The organism is Streptococcus sp. BS35b (genome assembly GCF_000286475.1).
GTDB lineage: Bacteria > Bacillota > Bacilli > Lactobacillales > Streptococcaceae > Streptococcus > Streptococcus oralis_W.
In genome coordinates this window covers 253,095-273,987 of record NZ_ALKH01000001.1, presented here as the reverse complement: position 1 = coordinate 273,987, position 20,893 = coordinate 253,095, and the positions used below count along the sequence as shown (strand labels likewise).

At 38.7% G+C, this 20,893-nt stretch carries 24 protein-coding genes; 23 read left to right on the top strand and 1 reads right to left on the bottom strand.

Annotation, left to right across the window (positions count from 1 at the left end; translation table 11 throughout):
• The 6 genes from HMPREF1149_RS03545 (at window position 1) to HMPREF1149_RS03520 (ending at window position 4,596) form a co-directional block, all read left to right on the top strand.
• On the top strand, window positions 1-546 hold the full coding sequence (locus tag HMPREF1149_RS03545) for an NUDIX hydrolase (protein WP_000393802.1): 546 nt from the start codon (window positions 1-3) through the stop codon (window positions 544-546).
• An 11-nt stretch (window positions 547-557) separates the two neighbouring features.
• Window positions 558-869 (top strand): cell wall synthase accessory phosphoprotein MacP, encoded by a 312-nt coding sequence (gene macP / locus HMPREF1149_RS03540; RefSeq protein ID WP_000517856.1) that lies wholly within the window; start codon window positions 558-560, stop codon window positions 867-869.
• Window positions 870-885: 16 nt separating this feature from the next.
• Window positions 886-1,578: a 5'-methylthioadenosine/adenosylhomocysteine nucleosidase gene (locus HMPREF1149_RS03535; protein ID WP_000689804.1), complete on the top strand. Its 693-nt coding sequence runs from the start codon at window positions 886-888 to the stop codon at window positions 1,576-1,578.
• A 76-nt stretch (window positions 1,579-1,654) separates the two neighbouring features.
• On the top strand, window positions 1,655-2,149 hold the full coding sequence (gene rocS / locus HMPREF1149_RS03530; RefSeq protein WP_000021249.1) for a chromosome segregation protein RocS: 495 nt from the start codon (window positions 1,655-1,657) through the stop codon (window positions 2,147-2,149).
• Between the two features lie 81 nt (window positions 2,150-2,230).
• Window positions 2,231-2,824: a 3'-5' exonuclease gene (locus HMPREF1149_RS03525; RefSeq protein WP_000413632.1), complete on the top strand. Its 594-nt coding sequence runs from the start codon at window positions 2,231-2,233 to the stop codon at window positions 2,822-2,824.
• Between the two features lie 8 nt (window positions 2,825-2,832).
• Entirely contained in the window at window positions 2,833-4,596 is a 1,764-nt protein-coding gene (locus tag HMPREF1149_RS03520) for a glycerophosphoryl diester phosphodiesterase membrane domain-containing protein (protein ID WP_000801710.1), read from the top strand.
• A 37-nt stretch (window positions 4,597-4,633) separates the two neighbouring features.
• Here HMPREF1149_RS03520 and HMPREF1149_RS03515 read toward each other — a convergent pair whose 3' ends face one another.
• Window positions 4,634-4,933: a YbaB/EbfC family nucleoid-associated protein gene (locus tag HMPREF1149_RS03515; protein WP_000981517.1), complete on the bottom strand. Its 300-nt coding sequence runs from the start codon at window positions 4,931-4,933 to the stop codon at window positions 4,634-4,636.
• A 423-nt stretch (window positions 4,934-5,356) separates the two neighbouring features.
• Between HMPREF1149_RS03515 and HMPREF1149_RS03510 the strand changes: the two genes are divergently transcribed.
• The 17 genes from HMPREF1149_RS03510 to lacG all read left to right on the top strand — a co-directional run bounded on the left by HMPREF1149_RS03510 (window position 5,357) and on the right by lacG (window position 20,862).
• Window positions 5,357-6,064, top strand: a complete 708-nt coding sequence (locus tag HMPREF1149_RS03510) for an IspD/TarI family cytidylyltransferase (protein WP_000638518.1) — start codon at window positions 5,357-5,359, stop codon at window positions 6,062-6,064.
• Window positions 6,065-6,068: 4 nt separating this feature from the next.
• Window positions 6,069-7,091 (top strand): ribitol-5-phosphate dehydrogenase, encoded by a 1,023-nt coding sequence (locus HMPREF1149_RS03505; RefSeq protein WP_000609918.1) that lies wholly within the window; start codon window positions 6,069-6,071, stop codon window positions 7,089-7,091.
• A 16-nt stretch (window positions 7,092-7,107) separates the two neighbouring features.
• Entirely contained in the window at window positions 7,108-7,965 is an 858-nt protein-coding gene (locus HMPREF1149_RS03500; RefSeq protein ID WP_000413088.1) for a phosphotransferase family protein, read from the top strand.
• 1 nt (window position 7,966) lies between these two features.
• Complete coding sequence (locus HMPREF1149_RS03495; RefSeq protein WP_000791840.1) at window positions 7,967-8,845, top strand: DMT family transporter; 879 nt, start codon at window positions 7,967-7,969, stop codon at window positions 8,843-8,845.
• Window positions 8,846-8,856: 11 nt separating this feature from the next.
• Entirely contained in the window at window positions 8,857-9,546 is a 690-nt protein-coding gene (locus HMPREF1149_RS03490; protein WP_000643947.1) for a sugar phosphate nucleotidyltransferase, read from the top strand.
• Window positions 9,547-9,737: 191 nt separating this feature from the next.
• Window positions 9,738-10,214, top strand: a complete 477-nt coding sequence (locus HMPREF1149_RS03485) for a PTS sugar transporter subunit IIA (RefSeq protein ID WP_000521982.1) — start codon at window positions 9,738-9,740, stop codon at window positions 10,212-10,214.
• A gap of 37 nt (window positions 10,215-10,251) precedes the next feature.
• Window positions 10,252-10,557 carry a PTS sugar transporter subunit IIB gene (locus tag HMPREF1149_RS03480; protein WP_000590551.1) on the top strand — a complete coding sequence of 102 codons (306 nt, stop codon included), beginning with the start codon at window positions 10,252-10,254 and terminating at the stop codon, window positions 10,555-10,557.
• A gap of 55 nt (window positions 10,558-10,612) precedes the next feature.
• On the top strand, window positions 10,613-12,088 hold the full coding sequence (locus HMPREF1149_RS03475) for a PTS galactitol transporter subunit IIC (RefSeq protein WP_000382523.1): 1,476 nt from the start codon (window positions 10,613-10,615) through the stop codon (window positions 12,086-12,088).
• Between the two features lie 107 nt (window positions 12,089-12,195).
• The gene (locus tag HMPREF1149_RS11235; protein ID WP_000234151.1) at window positions 12,196-13,092 is read left to right on the top strand and encodes an aldose 1-epimerase family protein; all 897 of its coding nucleotides are present in this window, start codon (window positions 12,196-12,198) and stop codon (window positions 13,090-13,092) included.
• A 280-nt stretch (window positions 13,093-13,372) separates the two neighbouring features.
• The gene (gene lacA, locus HMPREF1149_RS03465; protein WP_000029277.1) at window positions 13,373-13,798 is read left to right on the top strand and encodes a galactose-6-phosphate isomerase subunit LacA; all 426 of its coding nucleotides are present in this window, start codon (window positions 13,373-13,375) and stop codon (window positions 13,796-13,798) included.
• 30 nt (window positions 13,799-13,828) lie between these two features.
• Window positions 13,829-14,344 (top strand): galactose-6-phosphate isomerase subunit LacB, encoded by a 516-nt coding sequence (lacB, locus tag HMPREF1149_RS03460; RefSeq protein WP_001216921.1) that lies wholly within the window; start codon window positions 13,829-13,831, stop codon window positions 14,342-14,344.
• A gap of 10 nt (window positions 14,345-14,354) precedes the next feature.
• A complete protein-coding gene (locus HMPREF1149_RS03455; protein ID WP_000604250.1) occupies window positions 14,355-15,284 on the top strand; it encodes a tagatose-6-phosphate kinase in 930 nt (309 codons plus the stop codon).
• Window position 15,285: 1 nt separating this feature from the next.
• On the top strand, window positions 15,286-16,266 hold the full coding sequence (gene lacD / locus HMPREF1149_RS03450; RefSeq protein ID WP_001229122.1) for a tagatose-bisphosphate aldolase: 981 nt from the start codon (window positions 15,286-15,288) through the stop codon (window positions 16,264-16,266).
• 218 nt (window positions 16,267-16,484) lie between these two features.
• A complete protein-coding gene (locus tag HMPREF1149_RS03445) occupies window positions 16,485-17,324 on the top strand; it encodes a BglG family transcription antiterminator (protein ID WP_029710821.1) in 840 nt (279 codons plus the stop codon).
• Between the two features lie 35 nt (window positions 17,325-17,359).
• A complete protein-coding gene (locus HMPREF1149_RS03440; protein WP_001078323.1) occupies window positions 17,360-17,677 on the top strand; it encodes a PTS lactose/cellobiose transporter subunit IIA in 318 nt (105 codons plus the stop codon).
• Entirely contained in the window at window positions 17,677-19,371 is a 1,695-nt protein-coding gene (locus HMPREF1149_RS03435; protein ID WP_001037487.1) for a lactose-specific PTS transporter subunit EIIC, read from the top strand. The genes HMPREF1149_RS03440 and HMPREF1149_RS03435 overlap by 1 nt, the downstream gene beginning before the upstream one ends.
• An 84-nt stretch (window positions 19,372-19,455) precedes the next feature.
• Window positions 19,456-20,862: a 6-phospho-beta-galactosidase gene (lacG, locus tag HMPREF1149_RS03430; protein WP_000169241.1), complete on the top strand. Its 1,407-nt coding sequence runs from the start codon at window positions 19,456-19,458 to the stop codon at window positions 20,860-20,862.
• Window positions 20,863-20,893 lie beyond the last annotated feature (31 nt).

Sequence of the window (20,893 nt, the reverse complement as noted above, 5' to 3'; positions counted from 1 at the left end):
ATGGAATTTGAAGAAAAAACGATTAGCCGGAAGGAAATCTACCGAGGTCCTATTTTTAAGCTAGTGCAAGATCAGGTGGAACTACCAGAAGGGAAGGGAACTGCCCAACGTGATCTGATTTTTCACAATGGAGGCGTATGTGTTCTAGCTGTAACAGCTGAGGATAAAATCGTCCTTGTTAAGCAATACAGAAAAGCTATTGAAGCTATCTCTTATGAAATTCCTGCTGGTAAACTGGAAATTGGTGAAAATGCAGATCCCATGTCGGCAGCCCTTCGTGAATTGGAGGAGGAGGTTGCCTATACGGGTAAGTTAGAGCTTCTATATGATTTCTACTCTGCTATTGGTTTTTGTAACGAAAAATTAAAACTCTACCTCGCAAGAGATTTAACTAAGGTGGAAAATCCTCGTCCGCAAGATGATGATGAAACCTTGGAAGTTCTAGAGGTCAGCCTTGAAGAAGCAAAAAACTTAATTCAGTCTGGCCATATCTGTGATGCCAAGACGATTATGGCAATCCAGTACTGGGAATTGCAAAAGAAATAGAGGAGTAGCCCATGGGAAAACCTTTGTTAACAGATGAAATAATCGAACGTGCCAATCGTGGAGAGAAAATCTCTGGGCCACCTCTTCAGGATGACGAGGAAACTAAAATTTTATCAACTTCTTCACAAAACTTTGGTTATTCACGTTCTAGAGACTATAATTCTATTCAAGATACTTTAACAATCGAAGTAGAGCCAACGATTCATAAGAGCCGTCGCATTGAGAATACCAAGAGAAATGTTTTTAACTCGAAATTAAACAGAATCTTATTTACAGTCATCCTACTCTTGATTTTACTTGTGTTGGCGATGAAACTTTTGTAATAGAAAAGGAAATAAAATGAAAATTGGAATCATTGCAGCAATGCCAGAAGAACTCGTACACTTGACTCAGAATTTAGACCGAGCACAAGAAGTCCAAGTCCTCGGAAATACTTACTATACTGGCGCTGTTGGCAAGACAGAAGTTGTTCTAGTTCAGAGTGGGATTGGAAAGGTCATGTCAGCTATGAGTGTAGCGGTGTTAGCTGACCACTTCAAAGTAGATGCCGTTATCAATACAGGATCGGCAGGTGCAGTTGCAGAAGGTATTGCCGTTGGAGATGTAGTGATTGCGGATAAGTTGGCTTACCATGATGTGGATGTAACTGCTTTTGGCTATGCTTATGGTCAGATGGCTGGTCAACCTCTTTACTTTGAATCCGATAAGAACTTTATCGCTAGGATTAAAGAAAACTTATCTCAGTTAGAACAGACCTGGCACCTAGGCTTGATTGCTACAGGAGATAGCTTTGTAGCTGGTGATGATAGGATTGCTAGTATCAAATCTCACTTTCCAGATGTTTTAGCAGTTGAAATGGAAGGGGCAGCGATTGCACAGGCAGCTCAGGCTCTTGGCCTACCTTTCTTAGTCATTCGTGCCATGAGCGACAATGCCAATCACGAAGCTTCTATCTCTTTTGATGAGTTTATCATTGAAGCTGGATGTCGTTCTGCCCAAGTTTTACTGGCCTTTTTAAAGGCTATGGATTAAGCGGAAATTTGACAGTTTATCTAGCTTATGATAAGATTTAAGTAAAGAAAAGCTAGAAAACGTTTCAGAGGATATTATGAGTATTGAAATGACCGTCAGTGAGATTGCAGAGGTCTTAGGACTCTCTCGTCAAGCAATCAACAATCGTGTCAAAGAACTTCCAGAAGAGGACACGAAAAAAAATGACAAAGGTGTAACTGTAGTTACTCGAAGTGGCTTGATTAAGCTAGAAGAAATCTATAAAAAAACGATTTTTGAAGATGAACCAGTCAGTGATGATGTCAAACAACGCGAACTGATGGAAATCTTAGTCGATGAGAAAAATGCTGAAATTCTTCGTTTATATGAGCAGCTCAAGGCCAAAGACCAGCAGTTAGCAGAAAAAGATGAACAGATGCGTGTTAAAGATCGACAGATTGCTGAAAAGGACAAACAATTGGACCAACAGCAACAATTAACTCTTCAAGCTATGAAGGATCAAGAAAGTTTGAAACTAGAGTTGGACCAAGCAAAAGAAGAAGTTCAAGCTACCAAAAAAGGCTTTTTTGCTCGCTTATTTGGAGGAAAATAAAGAAGCTGTTTGGGTTATTCACTAACCTGATAGCTTCTTTTATTATTTATGGTTTAAATTGAGTCGGAACCGAGGTAAAAGATGGAAAAATTAAGAGATTATATTGCCTTTGATTTGGAGTTCAATCAATACGAAGGGGTTACCCATTTGATTCAAGTATCAGCAGTTCGCTTTCAAAATGGTCAAGAAATAGGTGCCTTTGATTCTTATGTTCATACTACAGCACCTTTGAAGAGTTTTATCAATGGCTTGACTGGAATCACAGCTGAAACCTTAAAAGATGCGCCAATGGTGGAGCAAGTTTTAAGGGATTTTCAGACCTTTGTTGGTAATTTACCTATGGTTGGTTATAATGCGGCCAAGAGTGATTTGCCCATTCTCTTGGAGCACGGTATCGATTATCGAGACCAGTATAAGGTTGATCTATATGATGAGGCTTTTGAACGGCGTAGTTCTGACCTACACGGTATAGCTAATCTTAAATTACAAACTGTCGCGAATTTTTTAGGTTTTCACGGGAAGTCTCATAACAGTTTAGAGGATGCCCGCATGACGGCGCGTGTTTACGAAGCCTTTTTGGAATCGGATGAAGGAAAGCTATTAATAGAAGACCAGAGTAGTTTTTCTCTGAATAATCCTTTCGGTGGCTTAGATTTATCTCAATTTTTAGACTAGGAGTGCCTATGAAACCTGAAAAACCTAAAAAGCTAGGTTTTAGGAAGATATACTATAACCTAGATAAAATACTATTTCTATTTTTCTTGATATTTATGATGGTTGAGTTTGTTTGGTTGCCATTGAATTCATGGATAGCTGGCATACTTCTAAGACAAACAGGTTACTTGTTTATCTCCTACAATAACTTTTGGGCGATTATACAAGGCTCGCCTTTTGTCAGTTTAGCCTTTCTCATTTTAATAGCAATCAATCTTTTAGTGGCTTATTTTCAAATCTGTCTTTTGTTCATTGGGGCGCGTCACCTTCTCTACCATGAAAAGAGAACCCTGATTGAATATAGTCGAAAAGTCTTTCACCAGAGTTTTCTATTTGTCAAACGATTGAGCTTTTGTAAGATGGCCTTTGTCTTCTTTTATGTAGCTCTACTTTTTCCTTTTATTAGGAAAATTTTAAAAATCTACTATCTCAATAAGATTATTATCCCTGATTTTATCGTTACATACCTAGAAGATAAGAACTGGCTGGTAGGGCTGTTGATCATAGCATCCGCTTGGATCTTTCTCTACATTTCTGTTCGCTTCATGTTTGCCCTTCCTAAGATACTCTTTGAAAGAAAGACAGTAAGAGAAAGTGTGAAATATAGTCTCCAAAAGACGAAGAAAAACGTCCTTTTCTTCTCTTGGCATCTTCTACTCATTATCATTAAAACCTATCTCTTCTTCTTTGTCTTGTTAATTCCCTTGCTCTTTGCTCAGGCAGTAATGGATAATTTTACTCAAAAAGAATCCTTGATTCTTGGTGTGATTAATTTTATCTTGATTAAAAACCTCCATTACATGACTCTGACTTATTTCCTAGTGAAGTTTGTTTCCTTCCTGACAGGAGAAGAGTTGGAGATCATGCCAAGGCGAAAGAAAGACCATTTGATGAGGTGGGGAGTCATGGGGTGTGCAAGTATCTTCTTTGCTTTAGAAGGTTACATCTATTTGGAGTCTCCGGATACCAATACACCTTTAGTAATTTCGCACAGAGGAGTAAGTAATAAAAATGGTGTTCAAAATACAGTACAGTCTTTAGAAAAGACAGCCCAACTAAAACCAGATCTCGTCGAGATGGATGTGCAAGAAACGAAGGATGGCCAGTTTGTGGTGATGCACGATGCCAACCTTAAATCACTAGCTAGAATTAATGCTACGCCGCAAGATTTGACTCTGGATGAATTAACAAATACAGATATTTATGAGAATGGCTATCAAACAAAGATTTCAAGTTTTGATGCCTATTTAGAGCGAGCAAATGCTTTAAACCAAAAATTGCTGATTGAGATTAAAACCAGTAAAAAAGATAGCCCACAAATGATGGACCATTTCCTTGAAAAGTATGGAACGACGATCAAGAAATATGGGCACCAGATGCAGTCACTAGACTATCATGTGATTGATAAGGTCTTGGCTTACGATCCTGAAATTCCAGTGTACTTCATTCTGCCATATAATAGTGTGTTTCCGAGAACCAAGGTGACTGGTTATACCATGGAATATTCAACTTTGGATGAATACTTTGTCAATAAACTTTGGACAACAGATCAGAAACTATATGTTTGGACTGTGAATAGTTCTGAGTCCTTTGATAAGGCAGTCAGACTTGGAGCAGATGGAATGATAACGGATGATCTTGAAATGGTCCAGTCACAAGTCACAATGGCTCAAGATGATCCGGAATACACGGAATTACTCTTAAAGAAAGCAATGGAATTCTTTGAGTTCTAAGAAAAAAGAGAAACATCTGTTTCTCTTTTTTTGTGGATTAGAAAGGCAATTTTCCAGCGAAAGCACCTAGTTTCTTCTTAGTCGTTTCATCAATTTGTTCAAGTGCAGCGTTAATCGCTTGAACAGTCATGTCAGAAAGGGTTTCAAGATCTTCTGGATCTACAACTACTGGGTTAAAGTCAATGCTGACCACTTTCTTATCACCAGTTAGAGTTGCTTGGACAAGGTCTTGAGCTGATTTTCCAACAAATTCCATGGCAGCGAGTTCTGCTTGACTTTGTTCCATTTGTTTTTGAAGTTTTTGTGCTTGGCGCATCATGTTCTGCATGTTCATCATAGCGGTTTATAGTTTCCTTTTTCTATTATTTTCTTTTTTATTTTACCAATTTTGGGAGCAAAAGTCTAACAATAGTTTAAAACATCGTAGAGATTGCTTTCTTAAATTTACAAAAATGGATGCCATAATTTTCCTAGCTTTTTCTTGTATTTCTAAAAATATATTTAAGTTTTCTTTAAGTTTTCTATTATATTCTAAAGAACTCTATATTAACCGAACGTTGAATGAGGGGTATAGAGAATAACCTAAATTTATTTCTTAATTTATTATAATTTTTCAGATTTTGTTGAATATTGTTCATTTTTCATCCTAAATAATGAGCCGATTCACATGGTGGTTCTTTATCTTTTCTTCATGATAGGCATATATTGTGATATAATAGATAGTAATGAGTTTTTTAGAATAAACTAAAGGAGAATATAAATGATCTATGCAGGAATCCTAGCCGGAGGAACTGGCACACGCATGGGAATCAGTAATTTACCAAAACAATTCTTGGAGTTGGGTGATCGACCTATTTTGATCCACACAATCGAAAAATTTGTTTTGGAACCAAGTATTGAAAAAATTGTAGTTGGAGTTCATGGAGACTGGGTGTCACACGCTGAGGACCTAGTTGACAAGTATCTTTCTCTTCACAAGGATCGCATCATCATTACCAAGGGTGGTGCTGATCGCAATACCAGTATTGAGAAGATTATAGGAGCCATTAATGCCTACCGTCCAATCACTCCAGAAGATATCGTGATTACCCATGACTCTGTTCGTCCTTTTATTACACTTCGCATGATTCAGGACAATATCAAACTCGCCCAAAATCATGATGCGGTTGACACAGTAGTAGAAGCGGTTGATACCATTGTTGAAAGTACTAATGGTCAGTTTATCACGGATATTCCAAATCGTGCTCACCTCTATCAAGGTCAAACACCTCAGACTTTCCGTTGCAAGGATTTCATGGATTTGTATGGTTCCCTATCTGATCAAGAAAAGGAAATCCTAACGGATGCATGTAAGATTTTTGTTATCAAAGGAAAAGATGTTGCTCTAGCTAAAGGGGAATATTCAAACCTTAAAATCACAACTGTAACAGACTTGAAAATCGCAAAAAGCATGATTGAGAAAGACTAAGGCTATGATTAATCAAATTTATCAACTGACAAAACCAAAGTTTATCAATGTACAATACCAAGAAGAGGACATTGATCAGGAGAACCATATCCTGATTCGTCCAAATTATATGGCGGTTTGTCATGCGGATCAACGATACTATCAAGGGAAGCGTGATCCAAAGATATTGGCTAAAAAACTTCCTATGGCCATGATTCATGAGTCTTGTGGAACTGTTATTTCAGATCCGACTGGGACTTATGAAGTCGGTCAAAAGGTGGTCATGATTCCAAATCAACCGCCTATGCAGAGTGACAAGGAATTCTACGAGAACTACATGACAGGGACCTACTTCCTATCTAGTGGTCACGATGGTTTTATGCGAGAATTTGTCTCTCTTCCAAAAGACCGAGTCGTTTCTTATAATGATATCGAAGATACAGTTGCAGCAATTACTGAGTTTGTAAGTGTTGGTATGCATGCCATGGATCGATTCCTGCATCTTGCTCATAGCAAGCGAGAGCGCATCGCTGTTATTGGAGATGGTAGTTTGGCCTTTGTGGTTGCCAATATTATCAATTACACACTACCGGAAGCAGAGATTATCGTTATTGGTCGCCATTGGGAAAAATTGGAGCTCTTCTCTTTTGCAAAAGAGTGCTATATCACGGATAATATCCCAGAGGATTTGACCTTTGATCATGGATTTGAGTGTTGCGGTGGTGATGGTACAGGACCAGCTATCAATGACCTGATTCGCTATATTCGTCCACAGGGAACGATCCTCATGATGGGAGTGAGCGAGTACAAGGTTAATATCAATACACGAGATGCTTTGGAAAAAGGATTGTTATTAGTAGGCTCATCTCGCTCAGGACGCGTCGATTTTGAGAAGGCCATTCAAATGATGGAAGTCAAAAAGTTTGCGAATCGTCTGAAGAATATCCTTTATGTTGAAGAACCAGTGAGAGAAATCAAGGACATTCACCGTGTCTTTGCTACGGATCTTAATACTGCTTTCAAAACAGTATTTAAGTGGGAAGTGTAGAAGATGGAGGTTAATTGTGGAAAAACTCATCAAAGAAAAAATTTCTTCTTTACTATCTGATGAAGAGGAAGTACTCAGCGTTGAACAATTGGGAGGCATGACCAACCAAAACTATTTGGTTAAAACAACCAACAAACAGTATATTGTGAAATTTTTTGGTAAAGGAACCGAAAAACTCATCAATCGTCAAAATGAAAAGTACAATCTTGAACTTTTAGAGGATTTAGATTTAGATGTCAAAAATTACCTCTTTGATATTGAGTCAGGAATCAAAGTAAATGAATACATCGAATCAGCAGTAACTCTTGATTCAACATCAATTAAGTCCAAGTTTGAAAAGATTGCACCAATTTTACAAACCATCCACGCTTCAGGGAAAGAATTAAGAGGAGAGTTTTCTCCTTTTGAGGAAATCAGAAAATATGAATCCTTGATTGAGGGATCTATCCCTTATGAAAACTATGAAGCTGTTAGAAAAGATGTGTTTTCACTCGAAAAGAGATTGGCTGATTTGGGTGTTGACAGAAAGTCTTGTCATATCGATTTGGTACCAGAAAACTTTATCGAGTCACCTCAAGGTCGTTTGTATTTGATTGACTGGGAATACTCTTCTATGAATGATCCGATGTGGGATTTGGCAGCTCTTTTCTTAGAGTCTGAATTTACAAAGCAAGAGGAAGAAGATTTCCTTTCCTACTATGAAAGTTACAAAACGCCTGTATCTCACGAGAAGATTCGTATCTATAAAATCTTGCAAGATACTATCTGGAGTTTGTGGACAGTATATAAAGAAGCTCAAGGAGCTGATTTTGGAGATTACGGTGTTAGTCGTTACCAAAGAGCTGTCGAAGGTTTGACTTATTATGGAGGTTAGGATGAAGAATAAAAATGGTGTTTCTTTTGGTCTGCTCTCTGGTATTTTCTGGGGATTAGGTCTAACGATTAGTGCTTATATCTTTTCAATTTTTACAAATCTTTCGCCTTTTGTGGTGGCTGCTGCTCATGATTTCTTGAGTATCTTTATCTTGTTAGCTTTTCTTTTAGTAAAAGAAGGAAAAGTTCGACTTTCTATTTTCTTAAATATTCGAAATGTCAGTGTTATTATTGGAGCTTTGCTAGCTGGACCTATAGGAATGCAAGCTAATCTTTACGCGGTTAAGTATATCGGTAGTTCTCTAGCTTCATCCGTGTCTGCTATTTACCCAGCGGTTTCAGTTTTACTCGCCTTCTTCATTTTGAAACACAAGGTTTCAAAGAATACAGTATTTGGTGTTTTCTTGATTATTGCAGCTATTATTGCTCAAACCTACAAGGTTGAACAAGTTAACTCGTTTTACATTGGGATTCTTTGTGCCCTTGTCTGTGCCATTGCCTGGGGGAGTGAAAGTGTTCTCAGCTCCTATGCTATGGAAAGTGACTTAAGTGAGATTGAAGCCTTGTTAATCCGACAAGTAACTTCATTCTTGTCCTATCTTGTGATTGTACTCTTTTCTCACCATTCATTTGCAGAAGTGGCAGACGGACAATTACTAGGACTCTTGATTGTTTTTGCGGCCTTTAATATGATTTCCTACTTAGCTTATTATATCGCTATTAATCGTTTGCAACCTGCGAAAGCAACAGGTTTGAATGTGAGCTATGTAGTTTGGACTGTCTTATTTGCAGCTGTTTTCTTAGGTGCACCGCTAGATATGCTGACAATTATCACTTCACTTATTGTTATGGCTGGTGTTTATATTATTATTAAAGAATAAAGGAGATTCATGTGAAAGCGATTATTTTAGCAGCGGGATTAGGAACTCGTCTGCGCCCTATGACTGAAAATACCCCAAAAGCTTTGGTTAAGGTTAATCAAAAGCCCTTGGTAGAATACCAAATCGAGTTTTTGAAAGAGAGAGGAATTGATGAGATTATCATCGTTATCGGTTACCTCAAAGAACAATTTGACTACCTAAAAGAAAAATATGGTGTCCGTTTAGTCTTTAACGACAAGTATGCTGATTACAATAACTTTTACTCACTTTATCTAGTAAAAGAAGATTTGGCTAACAGCTACGTCATAGATGCAGATAACTATCTTTTCAAAAATATGTTTCGAAACGATCTTAAACGTTCTACCTATTTTAGCGTTTATCGTGAAGACTGTACGAACGAGTGGTTCTTGGTTTACGGTGATGACTACAAGGTCCAAGACATTATTGTTGACAGCAAAGCTGGTCGCATTTTGAGTGGGGTTTCATTCTGGGATGCTCCAACTGCTGAGAAGATTGTTGGCTTTATTGACAAAGCTTACGAGAGTGGTGAATTTGTTGATCTCTACTGGGACAATATGGTTAAGGATAATATCAAAGAATTAGATGTCTATGTCGAAGAATTAGAAGGCAATAGTATCTATGAAATTGATAGTGTAAAAGATTACCATAAGTTAGAAGAGATTTTATCTACTATTGAGTAAGGAAAGAGAAGAAGGCTTGGCTCTTCTTTTTTTTGTAGATTTTAAGACAGAAATGTTTGATATTGATTGTATTCTTTAAACAAAACAAAAATTACAAAAAAATGAACAAAATAAAACAAAAAATATTGACAACGATTTCATATAGTGTTATACTTATACCGTAAAAGATAATTGAAAGAAGGGAAAAGGTTATGGGATTAGATCATTTCTTTGACAAAAACCTGGTGTTTTGCTTAGAAGCGGATAATCAAGAACAACTTTTTAATCAGGTTGCAAGTTTGTTGGAAGAACGAAAAATTGTCACTCCAACTTATCGTGAAGCCTTGATCGCGCGTGAGAAGTCATTTCCAACTGGTTTAGATATGGAATTTTTGGGGAAAGATCTACCAAATGTGGCTATTCCTCATACAGATATTGTTCATAATCTAGCTGAGAAAGTAGTGGTTGTTCGATTAGAAAAACCAGTAACTTTTCACAATATGATTGCTCCTGATAGAGAGGTTGAAGTTTCACTGCTCTTCTTTATCATTAATAACTCAAGTTCAAGTCAAACGAATATTCTGGCTCAGTTGATGGATTTCTTTACAGGGAAGGATCATCTAGAAGATTTATCAAAAATTTCTGAACCAGAAAAACTTTATTCTTATATTGCTGAAGCAACAGCTTAATCTTGTATATTAAAATATAAAATCGGAGGAAATCCAAATGATTAAAATTCTTGCTGCCTGCGGTGCAGGTGTTAACTCAAGTCACCAAATTAAAAGTGCTCTAGAAGAAGAACTTTCAAACCGTGGTTATGATGTTCACTGTGATGCAGTCATGGTGAAAGATGTAAACGAAGACCTTATCAAGGGCTACGATATCTTTACTCCAATCGCTGCAACTGACCTTGGTTTTGAACCAGGAATTCCAGTAATTGAAGCTGGGCCAATCTTGTTCCGTATTCCAGCGATGAGCGCTCCAGTATTTGACAATATTGAAGCAGCTATCAAAGAACATGGACTAAGCTAATTCATTCTTTATCTTGTTAACATTCATATAACTTAGAAAAACGGGAGGAACTATTATGGATGTCATTATCAATCTGGCCAACGATATCTTCAAACCTATCTTGGCTATGGGTGGCCCTATCATCATGCTGATCATTTTGACAGTATTGGCCCTACTTTTTGGAGTGAAATTCTCCAAAGCGCTTGAAGGTGGTATTAAACTTGCCATCGCTCTTACTGGTATCGGTGCTATTATCGGTATGCTCAACGGAGCTTTCTCAGCATCACTTGCGAAATTCGTTGAAAACACTGGTATTCAATTGAACATCACTGACGTTGGTTGGGCACCACTTGCTACCATCACTTGGGGATCTGCCTGGACACTTTACTTCTTGCTTGTGATGTTGATTGTCAACGTTGTGATGCTTGCAATGAAGAAAACAGACACACTTGACGTTGATATCTTCGATATCTGGCACTTGTCAATCACTGGTCTTTTGATTAAATGGTACGCAGACAACAATGGAGTTAGCCAAGGTGTTTCCCTTTTCATCGCAACTGCAGCAGTTGTCCTTGTAGGTATTTTGAAAATCATCAACTCTGACTTGATGAAACCAACATTCGACGACCTTCTTAATGCACCAAGTTCATCTCCAATGACTTCAACTCACATGAACTACATGATGAACCCAGTTATCATGGTTTTGGATAAAATTTTTGATAAAGTATTGCCTGGTCTTGATAAATATGACTTTGACGCTGCAAAATTGAACAAAAAAATCGGTTTCTGGGGATCTAAATTCTTCATCGGTTTCATCCTTGGTATCGTTATCGGTTTGATGGGAACTCCGCATCCAGTTGCTGGAGTAGAAGATGCATCTTCATGGGAACTAGTTATTAAAGGTTGGTTGAGCCTTGGTTTGACTGCCGGTGTCTGCTTGGAGCTCTTCTCACTTATAGGATCTTGGTTTATCGCAGCCGTAGAACCACTTTCACAAGGTATTACAAACGTTGCTACTAAACGTCTTCAAGGACGTAAATTCAACATCGGTCTTGACTGGCCTTTCATCGCTGGTCGTGCTGAAATCTGGGCATGTGCCAACGTACTTGCACCAATCATGTTGATTGAAGCAGTGCTTCTTTCAAACGTCGGAAATGGTATCTTGCCACTTGCTGGTATCATCGCCATGGGTGTAACTCCAGCTCTCTTGGTTGTTACTCGTGGTAAATTGCTCCGTATGATCATCTTCGGAACACTCTTGTTGCCACTCTTCCTTCTTTCTGGTACTCTCATCGCTCCATTTGCAACTGAACTTGCTAAAGGTGTAGGTGCCTTCCCAGAAGGTGTGAGCCAAACACAATTGATCACTCACTCAACTCTTGAAGGACCAATCGAAAAACTATTTGGTTGGGCAATCGGTAATGCTACAACAGGTGATATTAAAGCAATCCTTGGTGCAGTAGCCTTCCTAGTATTCTATGTGGGTATCTTTGCTTGGTATAGAAAACAAATGATTAAACGTAACGAAGAATACGCAGCAAATGCTAAATAATTCGCTCCTATAAAATGTAAATTGTGAAAACTAGGTTGTTAATTTCCTACATTGGGAGTGGCAACCTAGTTTTTCATATAAAAATCTAAAAATTGTTGGAGAATATTATGGTAATTGAAATCAAATCAGACCAGTTAACGGTCCAGTTTAAAACCTTAGGTGGAGCCTTGTCGTCAATCAAGGACCGAGAAGGCATTGAGTATTTGTGGCAAGGAGATGCCGCTTACTGGAGTGGACAAGCGCCAGTACTTTTTCCAATCTGCGGCTCTTTAAGAGAAGATACAGCCTTCTACAGTTATGCAGATGGAACGGAGACGAAAGGAACTATTCCTCGACATGGTTTGGTTCGCAAAAAAGAATTTGACTTGGTTGATCAAACAGAAAACAGTGTAACCTTTGCTATCGAAGATGATGAGAATACTTATCAAAACTATCCTTATCATTTCCGCCTTGAAATCACTTATAAGATTACTGGCAAGACAGTTCGTACTCAATACAAGATTTTCAATAAAGAAACCAATAAAGTAATGCCATTCTTTATAGGAGGACATCCAGGATTTAATTGTCCTCTGCTAGATGGCGAAACTTATGAAGATTACTATTTAGAGTTTGAGAAAGAAGAGACTTGCTCTGTTCCCCGTCCTTTCCCAGAAACTGGCATGTTAGACTTTCAAGATAGAATTCCATGGTTGGATTCACAAAAGGAAGTGGATCTCAGTTACGATCTGTTTCGTGTTGATGCAGTGACCTTGGATGAGTTGCAATCCAGAACAATTGCCCTTCGTTCTCGTAAGAATGAGAAGGGATTAAAAGTACACTTCCAAGAGTTCTCAAATCTCATCATTTGGTCAACTTTGAATAAGGGACCTTTCATCGCTTTTGAACCCTGGTTAGGCTTATCAACTTCACTTGAAGAAGGAGATCATCTAGAAGATAAGAAGAATGTTCGGCTCTTGGAACCAGGCCAATTCGATCAGATTGGCTTTGATATTGAAATCTTTTAGATTAAAAAATAAAACACAAAAACAAACATTTAGTGTTGACTTTTTCTAAAAATAGGAGTATATTATGTTTGTAAACAACAAATGATGTTTATAACAAACAAAAAATCACTTGTTATATTCTCTTTCGAGGAGAAAGTTTGTTTCTAGGAACTTGATTTCCTGGACTTGGATAAGGTGTTATTCATCTCATTCAATCAAATTTGTCACTAAACTGCTAGAAAGTCTTTTATAGGTTATAAAAGTCTTTACTGGCCTAGAAAAGTAAAAAGGAGTAAACAATATGTCTATTGTTATCGGTGCAGATGCTGCAGGTTTGAGATTGAAAGAGGTTGTGAAAGACTTCTTGGAAAAAGAAAACTTCCACGTTGTGGATGTTACAGCTGAAGGTCAAGACTTTGTTGATGTGACTCTTGCTGTTGCTGCAGAAGTAAACAAAGAAGAACAAAATCTTGGTATCGTGATTGATGCTTATGGGGCTGGTCCATTCATGGTCGCAACTAAAATCAAAGGAATGGTTGCTGCAGAAGTTTCAGATGAACGTTCAGCTTATATGACTCGTGGTCACAACAACTCACGTATGATCACTATGGGTGCACAACTTGTTGGTGATGAATTGGCTAAAAATATTGCTAAAGGTTTTGTTAACGGCAAATACGACGGTGGTCGTCACCAAATTCGTGTTGATATGTTGAACAAAATGTGCTAACTAGATTACAGTAAGAAAGGTAAAATAAAAATGAGAATTGCAATTGGATGTGACCACATCGTAACAGATGAAAAAATGGCGGTTTCAGAATTTTTGAAATCAAAAGGATATGAAGTCATCGACTTTGGTACCTATGACCACACACGTACTCACTACCCAATCTTTGGTAAAAAAGTTGGTGAAGCCGTTACAAGTGGTCAAGCTGATCTTGGGGTATGTATCTGTGGTACTGGTGTTGGTATCAACAACGCTGTAAATAAAGTTCCAGGAGTTCGTTCTGCCTTGGTTCGTGATATGACAACAGCTCTTTATGCAAAAGAACAATTGAACGCTAACGTTATCGGTTTTGGTGGTAAAATCACTGGTGAATTGCTTATGTGCGATATCATTGAAGCTTTCATCAATGCTGAATACAAACCATCAGAAGAAAATAAAAAATTGATTGCGAAAATCGAGCACGTTGAAACTCACAATGCTCATCAAGCAGATGCAAACTTCTTTACAGAATTCCTTGAAAAATGGGATCGCGGTGAATACCACGACTAAGAGGTGACGCATGATTTTAACAGTCACAATGAATCCATCCATTGATATTTCTTATCCTTTGGATGAATTAAAAATTGACACTGTCAACCGTGTGGTGGACGTGACCAAGACAGCTGGTGGTAAAGGTCTCAATGTTACACGAGTTCTTTCAGAATTTGGTGATTCTGTTGCTGCTACTGGTTTGGTCGGTGGTAAACTTGGTGAGTTTTTAGTAGAGCATATCGATGATGAAGTAACGAAACGTTTCTTCTCCATTCAAGGAGAGACTCGTAACTGTATCGCTATTCTCCATGGTGACAACCAAACAGAAATCCTTGAAAAAGGGCCTGAAGTTCTGGAACAAGAAGGGCAAGACTTCTTGGTTCATTTCGAAAATCTTCTTGACACTGTGGAAGTAGTAGCCATCTCTGGTAGTCTGCCAGCTGGCCTTCCAGTTGACTACTATGCGAGCTTAGTAGAGCTTGCTAATCGCGCAGGAAAACCAGTTGTTCTGGATTGCTCAGGTGCTGCCCTTCAGGCGGTTCTTGAATCACCACATAAACCAACAGTAATCAAACCCAATAACGAAGAATTGTCTCAGCTTCTTGGGAAAGATGTTTCTGAGGATTTGGATGAATTAAAAGAAGTTCTACAAGAGCCTCTATTTGCAGGGATTGAGTGGATAATTGTTTCACTTGGAGCATATGGTGCTTTTGCAAAACACGGTGATACTTTCTACAAGGTAGATATTCCAAGAATTCAGGTAGTCAATCCTGTCGGATCTGGAGATTCTACTGTTGCAGGTATTTCATCAGGACTTCTTCATAAGGAATCGGATGCAGAACTCCTCATCAAGGCCAATGTCCTTGGTATGCTCAATGCCCAAGAAAAGATGACAGGTCATGTCAATATGGCTAACTATCAAGCTTTATATGATCAATTAATAGTAAAAGAGGTATAAAATGGCTTTAACAGAACAAAAACGTGCACGCTTAGAAAAACTTTCAGATGAAAATGGAATCATCTCAGCTCTTGCCTTTGACCAACGTGGTGCTTTGAAACGCCTCATGGCTCAATACCAAACAGAAGAGCCAACAGTCGCTCAAATGGAAGAACTCAAAGTCTTGGTAGCAGATGAATTGACAAAATACGCATCCTCTATGCTTCTCGACCCTGAGTATGGACTTCCAGCTACAAAAGCGCTTGCTCCAAATGCTGGTCTTCTCCTTGCTTATGAAAAAACTGGTTACGACACAACTAGCACCAAACGCTTGCCTGACTGCTTGGATGTTTGGTCTGCAAAACGCATTAAAGAACAAGGTGCAGATGCAGTCAAATTCTTGCTTTACTACGATGTAGACAGTTCTGACGAACTCAACCAACAAAAACAAGCCTACATTGAACGCATCGGTTCTGAGTGTGTGGCGGAAGATATTCCATTCTTCCTTGAAATCCTTGCTTACGATGAAAAAATCGCTGACGCTGGCTCTGCTGAATACGCAAAAGTAAAACCACACAAGGTTATCGGTGCTATGAAGGTCTTCTCAGACCCACGCTTTAACATTGATGTCTTGAAAGTGGAAGTTCCAGTCAATGTCAAATACGTTGAAGGTTTTGGCGATGGTGAAATCGTGCATACTCGTGAAGAAGCAGCAGCCTTCTTTAAAGCACAAGATGAAGCAACTAACTTGCCATATATCTACTTGAGTGCAGGTGTATCAGCCAAACTCTTCCAAGATACTCTTGTATTTGCCCACGAATCAGGCGCAAACTTCAACGGAGTTCTTTGCGGCCGTGCTACATGGGCAGGATCAGTTGAAGCCTACATCAAAGACGGTGAAGCAGCAGCTCGTGAATGGCTACGTACAACAGGTTTTGAGAACATTGACGAACTCAACAAGGTTCTTCAAACAACAGCGACTTCATGGACTGAACGCGTGTAAGCAAGTTCTCCTAGGTTAGGAACATGAATCTAAAAAAATTTTAAAAAAAGTTGTATGTAAAGGTTTACAAAATAACTTACTTGTGCTATACTTAAATCACAAGTTAATACAAGGTGAGTGTTACTAAGTAATATTAGGCATGATCACAGGTGAATTAGAAATCGGCTGATTTTCTAGTTCATTTGTGGTCATTTTTTGTACTAATATACCTTTAAGATATAAAAGGAGGTTGCCATGTATCGAATAATCACAATGTCTCGCTTGTCAGAAATGACAAAGGAGAAGAAGTGATTGTGATTGGTAAGGGGATTACATTTGGAAAGAAGAAGGGGGATTTGATTGCAGAACATCAGGTTGAGAAAATCTTTCGGATGAAGACCGAAGAGTCAAGAGAAAACTTTATGGCTCTCCTCAAAGATGTTCCGCTTGATTTTATCACAGTGACTTATGAAATCATTGATAAGCTATCAAAGAAATATCATTATTCGATTCAAGAGTATCTCTACGTAACCTTGACAGATCATATTTACTGTTCTTACCAAGCTCTAGCACAAGGAAGGTACAAGGATAGTAATCTGCCAGATATTTCCACTAAGTATCCTGTCGCTTTTCAAATCGCAAAGGAAGCCTTTGAAATCTATCGTCAGAAGTTGACAGATCATTTCCCTGAGGATGAAATTATTCGGATTGCTTATCATTTCATTAATGCCGAAGGTGAAAATGAAGTGGAACTTGTGGAGTCGATTGATAAGAGGAAAGAAATTCTCAGGAATGTTGAAGAAGTGCTAAAGGATTATGCAATTCAACGAACCAAAGAGAATAATCATTTCTATGATCGTTTTATGATTCATTTGAATTATTTCTTGGATTATTTAGACAGATCTAGAGATGATAACCAATCACTTCTGGATATGGAAGATCATATTAAACAATCCTATCCAAAAGCGTTCGAGATTGGTTCCAAGATCTATGATGTGATTACGCAACATACGGGTCTTGATTTGTATAAAAGTGAACGAGTTTATCTAGTTCTACATATCCAACGTTTATTGTCATAAAAATTTAATTAAAAATACATAAGGAGAATTCTATCATGAATAGAGAAGAAGTAACATTGTTAGGTTTTGAAATCGTAGCCTATGCTGGCGATGCTCGTTCAAAACTATTGGAAGCCTTGAAAGCTGCTGAAGCTGGCGATTTTGCGAAAGCAGATAGCTTAGTCGAGGAAGCTGGTTCTTGCATTGCAGAGGCTCACCACGCGCAAACAAGTCTATTGACCAAGGAAGCCGCTGGTGAGGATTTGGCTTATAGTGTGACCATGATGCATGGTCAGGATCACTTGATGACAACTATCTTGCTCAAAGATTTGATGCATCATTTAATCGAACTCTACAAGAGAGGAGTTAAGTAATGAACAAACTAATTTCATTTATCGAGAAAGGGAAGCCTTTCTTTGAAAAACTGTCTCGTAATATCTATCTTCGTGCTATTCGTGATGGTTTCATTGCAGGTATGCCTGTTATTCTCTTCTCAAGTATCTTTATCTTGATTGCTTTTGTACCAAACTCATGGGGCTTTAAATGGTCTGATGATGTTGTTAATCTCCTCATGAAACCTTATAGCTATTCAATGGGGATTCTAGCTCTCTTGGTAGCTGGTACAACAGCTAAGTCATTGACCGACTCAGTAAACCGTAGCATGGAGAAAACCAATCAAATCAACTATATGTCAACATTGTTGGCAGCGATTGTTGGTTTGTTGATCTTGGCAGCTGATCCGATTGAAGGTGGATTTGCGACAGGTTTCCTTGGGACAAAAGGGTTGCTTTCAGCCTTCCTTGCTGCCTTTGTTACTGTAGCTATCTATAAGGTTTGTGTTAAGAACAACGTCACTATTCGTATGCCTGACGAAGTTCCACCAAATATCTCACAAGTCTTTAAAGATGTGATTCCATTCACTCTATCAGTGGTTTCTCTTTATGCTCTTGATTTACTAGCTCGTCATTTTGTTGGTGCAAGCGTAGCTGAATCAATCGGTAAATTCTTTGCACCATTATTCTCTGCTGCTGATGGTTATCTAGGTATTACGATTATCTTTGGTGCCTTTGCCTTCTTCTGGTTTGTTGGTATCCATGGTCCATCTATCGTTGAACCAGCAATCGCAGCTATTACCTATGCAAATGCCGAAGTCAACTTGAACCTTCTCCAACAAGGTATGCACGCTGACAAGATTCTTACTTCTGGTACACAAATGTTTATCGTTACCATGGGTGGTACTGGTGCGACACTGGTTGTTCCATTCATGTTCATGTGGTTGACCAAATCGAAACGGAACCGTGCAATCGGACGCGCGTCTGTTGTACCAACCTTCTTCGGAGTTAACGAACCAATTCTGTTTGGTGCACCGCTTGTCTTGAACCCAATCTTCTTTATTCCTTTCATCTTTGCGCCAATTGCCAACGTATGGATCTTTAAATTCTTTATTGAAACGCTTGGCATGAACTCATTTACTGCCAACCTTCCTTGGACAACACCAGGTCCGCTCGGTATTGTTCTAGGTACAAACTTCCAATTCTTGTCATTTGTACTTGCTGCTTTGTTAATCCTTGTTGACGTAGCCATCTACTATCCATTCCTCAAGGTTTATGATGAACAAATTCTTGAAGAAGAGCGTTCAGGTAAAGCCAATGATGAATTGAAAGAAAAAGTAGCAGCAAACTTCAATACTGCCAAAGCAGATGCGATTCTTGAAAAAGCAGGTGTAGAAGCAGCGCAAAACACAATCACTGAGGAAACAAATGTTCTCGTTCTCTGTGCAGGCGGAGGAACAAGTGGTCTCCTCGCAAATGCTTTAAATAAAGCAGCGGAAGAATACAAAGTTCCTGTTAAAGCAGCAGCTGGTGGCTATGGCGCTCACCGTGAAATGTTGCCTGAGTTTGATCTGGTTATCCTTGCTCCTCAAGTTGCTTCAAACTTTGAAGACATGAAGGCTGAAACCGACAAACTTGGTATCAAACTTGCTAAGACAGAAGGTGGCCAATACATTAAATTGACTCGCGATGGAAAAGGCGCTCTTGCCTTTGTTCAAGCGCAGTTCGAAGATTAAAATGTAAATAGCGAAGAAGTGAGATGGAGGAACTCCTCCCAATTATACCCCCATCTCATTTCTATTTCTTGAAAGGTGAATCAAATGACAAAAACACTTCCAAAAGACTTTATTTTCGGTGGCGCAACAGCAGCCTACCAAGCAGAAGGTGCTACACATACTGATGGTAAAGGACCAGTAGCGTGGGATAAATATCTTGAAGATAACTACTGGTACACTGCTGAACCAGCCAGTGATTTCTACCACAAATATCCAGTTGATCTTAAACTAGCAGAAGAGTATGGTGTTAATGGTATCCGTATTTCAATCGCTTGGTCACGTATCTTTCCAACTGGTTATGGGAAGGTTAATGACAAAGGGGTTGAGTTCTATCATAATCTATTTGCAGAGTGCCACAAACGTCATGTTGAGCCCTTTGTAACTCTTCATCACTTTGATACGCCAGAAGCTCTACATTCAAATGGAGACTTCTTAAACCGTGAAAACATTGAACACTTTGTAGACTACGCGGCTTTTTGTTTTGAAGAATTCCCAGAAGTTAACTATTGGACAACATTCAATGAAATTGGACCAATCGGTGATGGTCAATACTTGGTTGGGAAGTTCCCTCCAGGTATTCAGTACGATCTTGCCAAAGTCTTCCAATCTCATCACAATATGATGGTGTCGCATGCGCGTGCAGTCAAGCTATATAAAGATAAAGGATATAAAGGTGAAATTGGTGTGGTTCATGCCCTACCTACTAAATATCCTCTAGATCCTGAAAATCAAGCAGATGTTCGTGCAGCCGAGTTAGAAGATATCATTCATAATAAATTTATTTTGGATGCGACTTATCTAGGACGATATTCTGAAGAAACCATGGAAGGTGTCAACCATATCTTAGCAGTCAATGGTGGAAGCTTAGATTTGCGTGAAGAAGACTTCGATGCATTAGAAGCAGCAAAAGACTTGAATGACTTCCTCGGCATTAACTACTACATGAGTGATTGGATGCAAGCCTTTGACGGAGAGACGGAAATCATTCATAACGGTAAAGGTGAAAAAGGAAGCTCTAAGTACCAAATCAAAGGTGTTGGTCGTCGTGTAGCTCCAGATTATGTGCCACGTACGGACTGGGATTGGATTATCTACCCTCAAGGTTTGTATGACCAAATCATGCGCGTGAAGAAAGATTATCCTAACTACAAGAAGATTTACATTACTGAAAATGGCCTCGGCTATAAAGATGAGTTTGTTGATAACACTGTTTACGATGATGGTCGTATTGATTACGTGAAGCAACACTTGGAAGTTTTGTCTGATGCGATTGCAGATGGAGCCAATGTCAAAGGCTACTTTATCTGGTCTCTGATGGATGTCTTTTCTTGGTCAAATGGTTACGAAAAGCGTTACGGCCTCTTCTATGTTGATTTTGAGACGCAGGAGCGTTATCCAAAGAAATCGGCTCACTGGTACAAGAAACTAGCTGAGACACAACTTATTGATTAAAATTCAACAAAAATTCCCCGCCAAAAGGCAG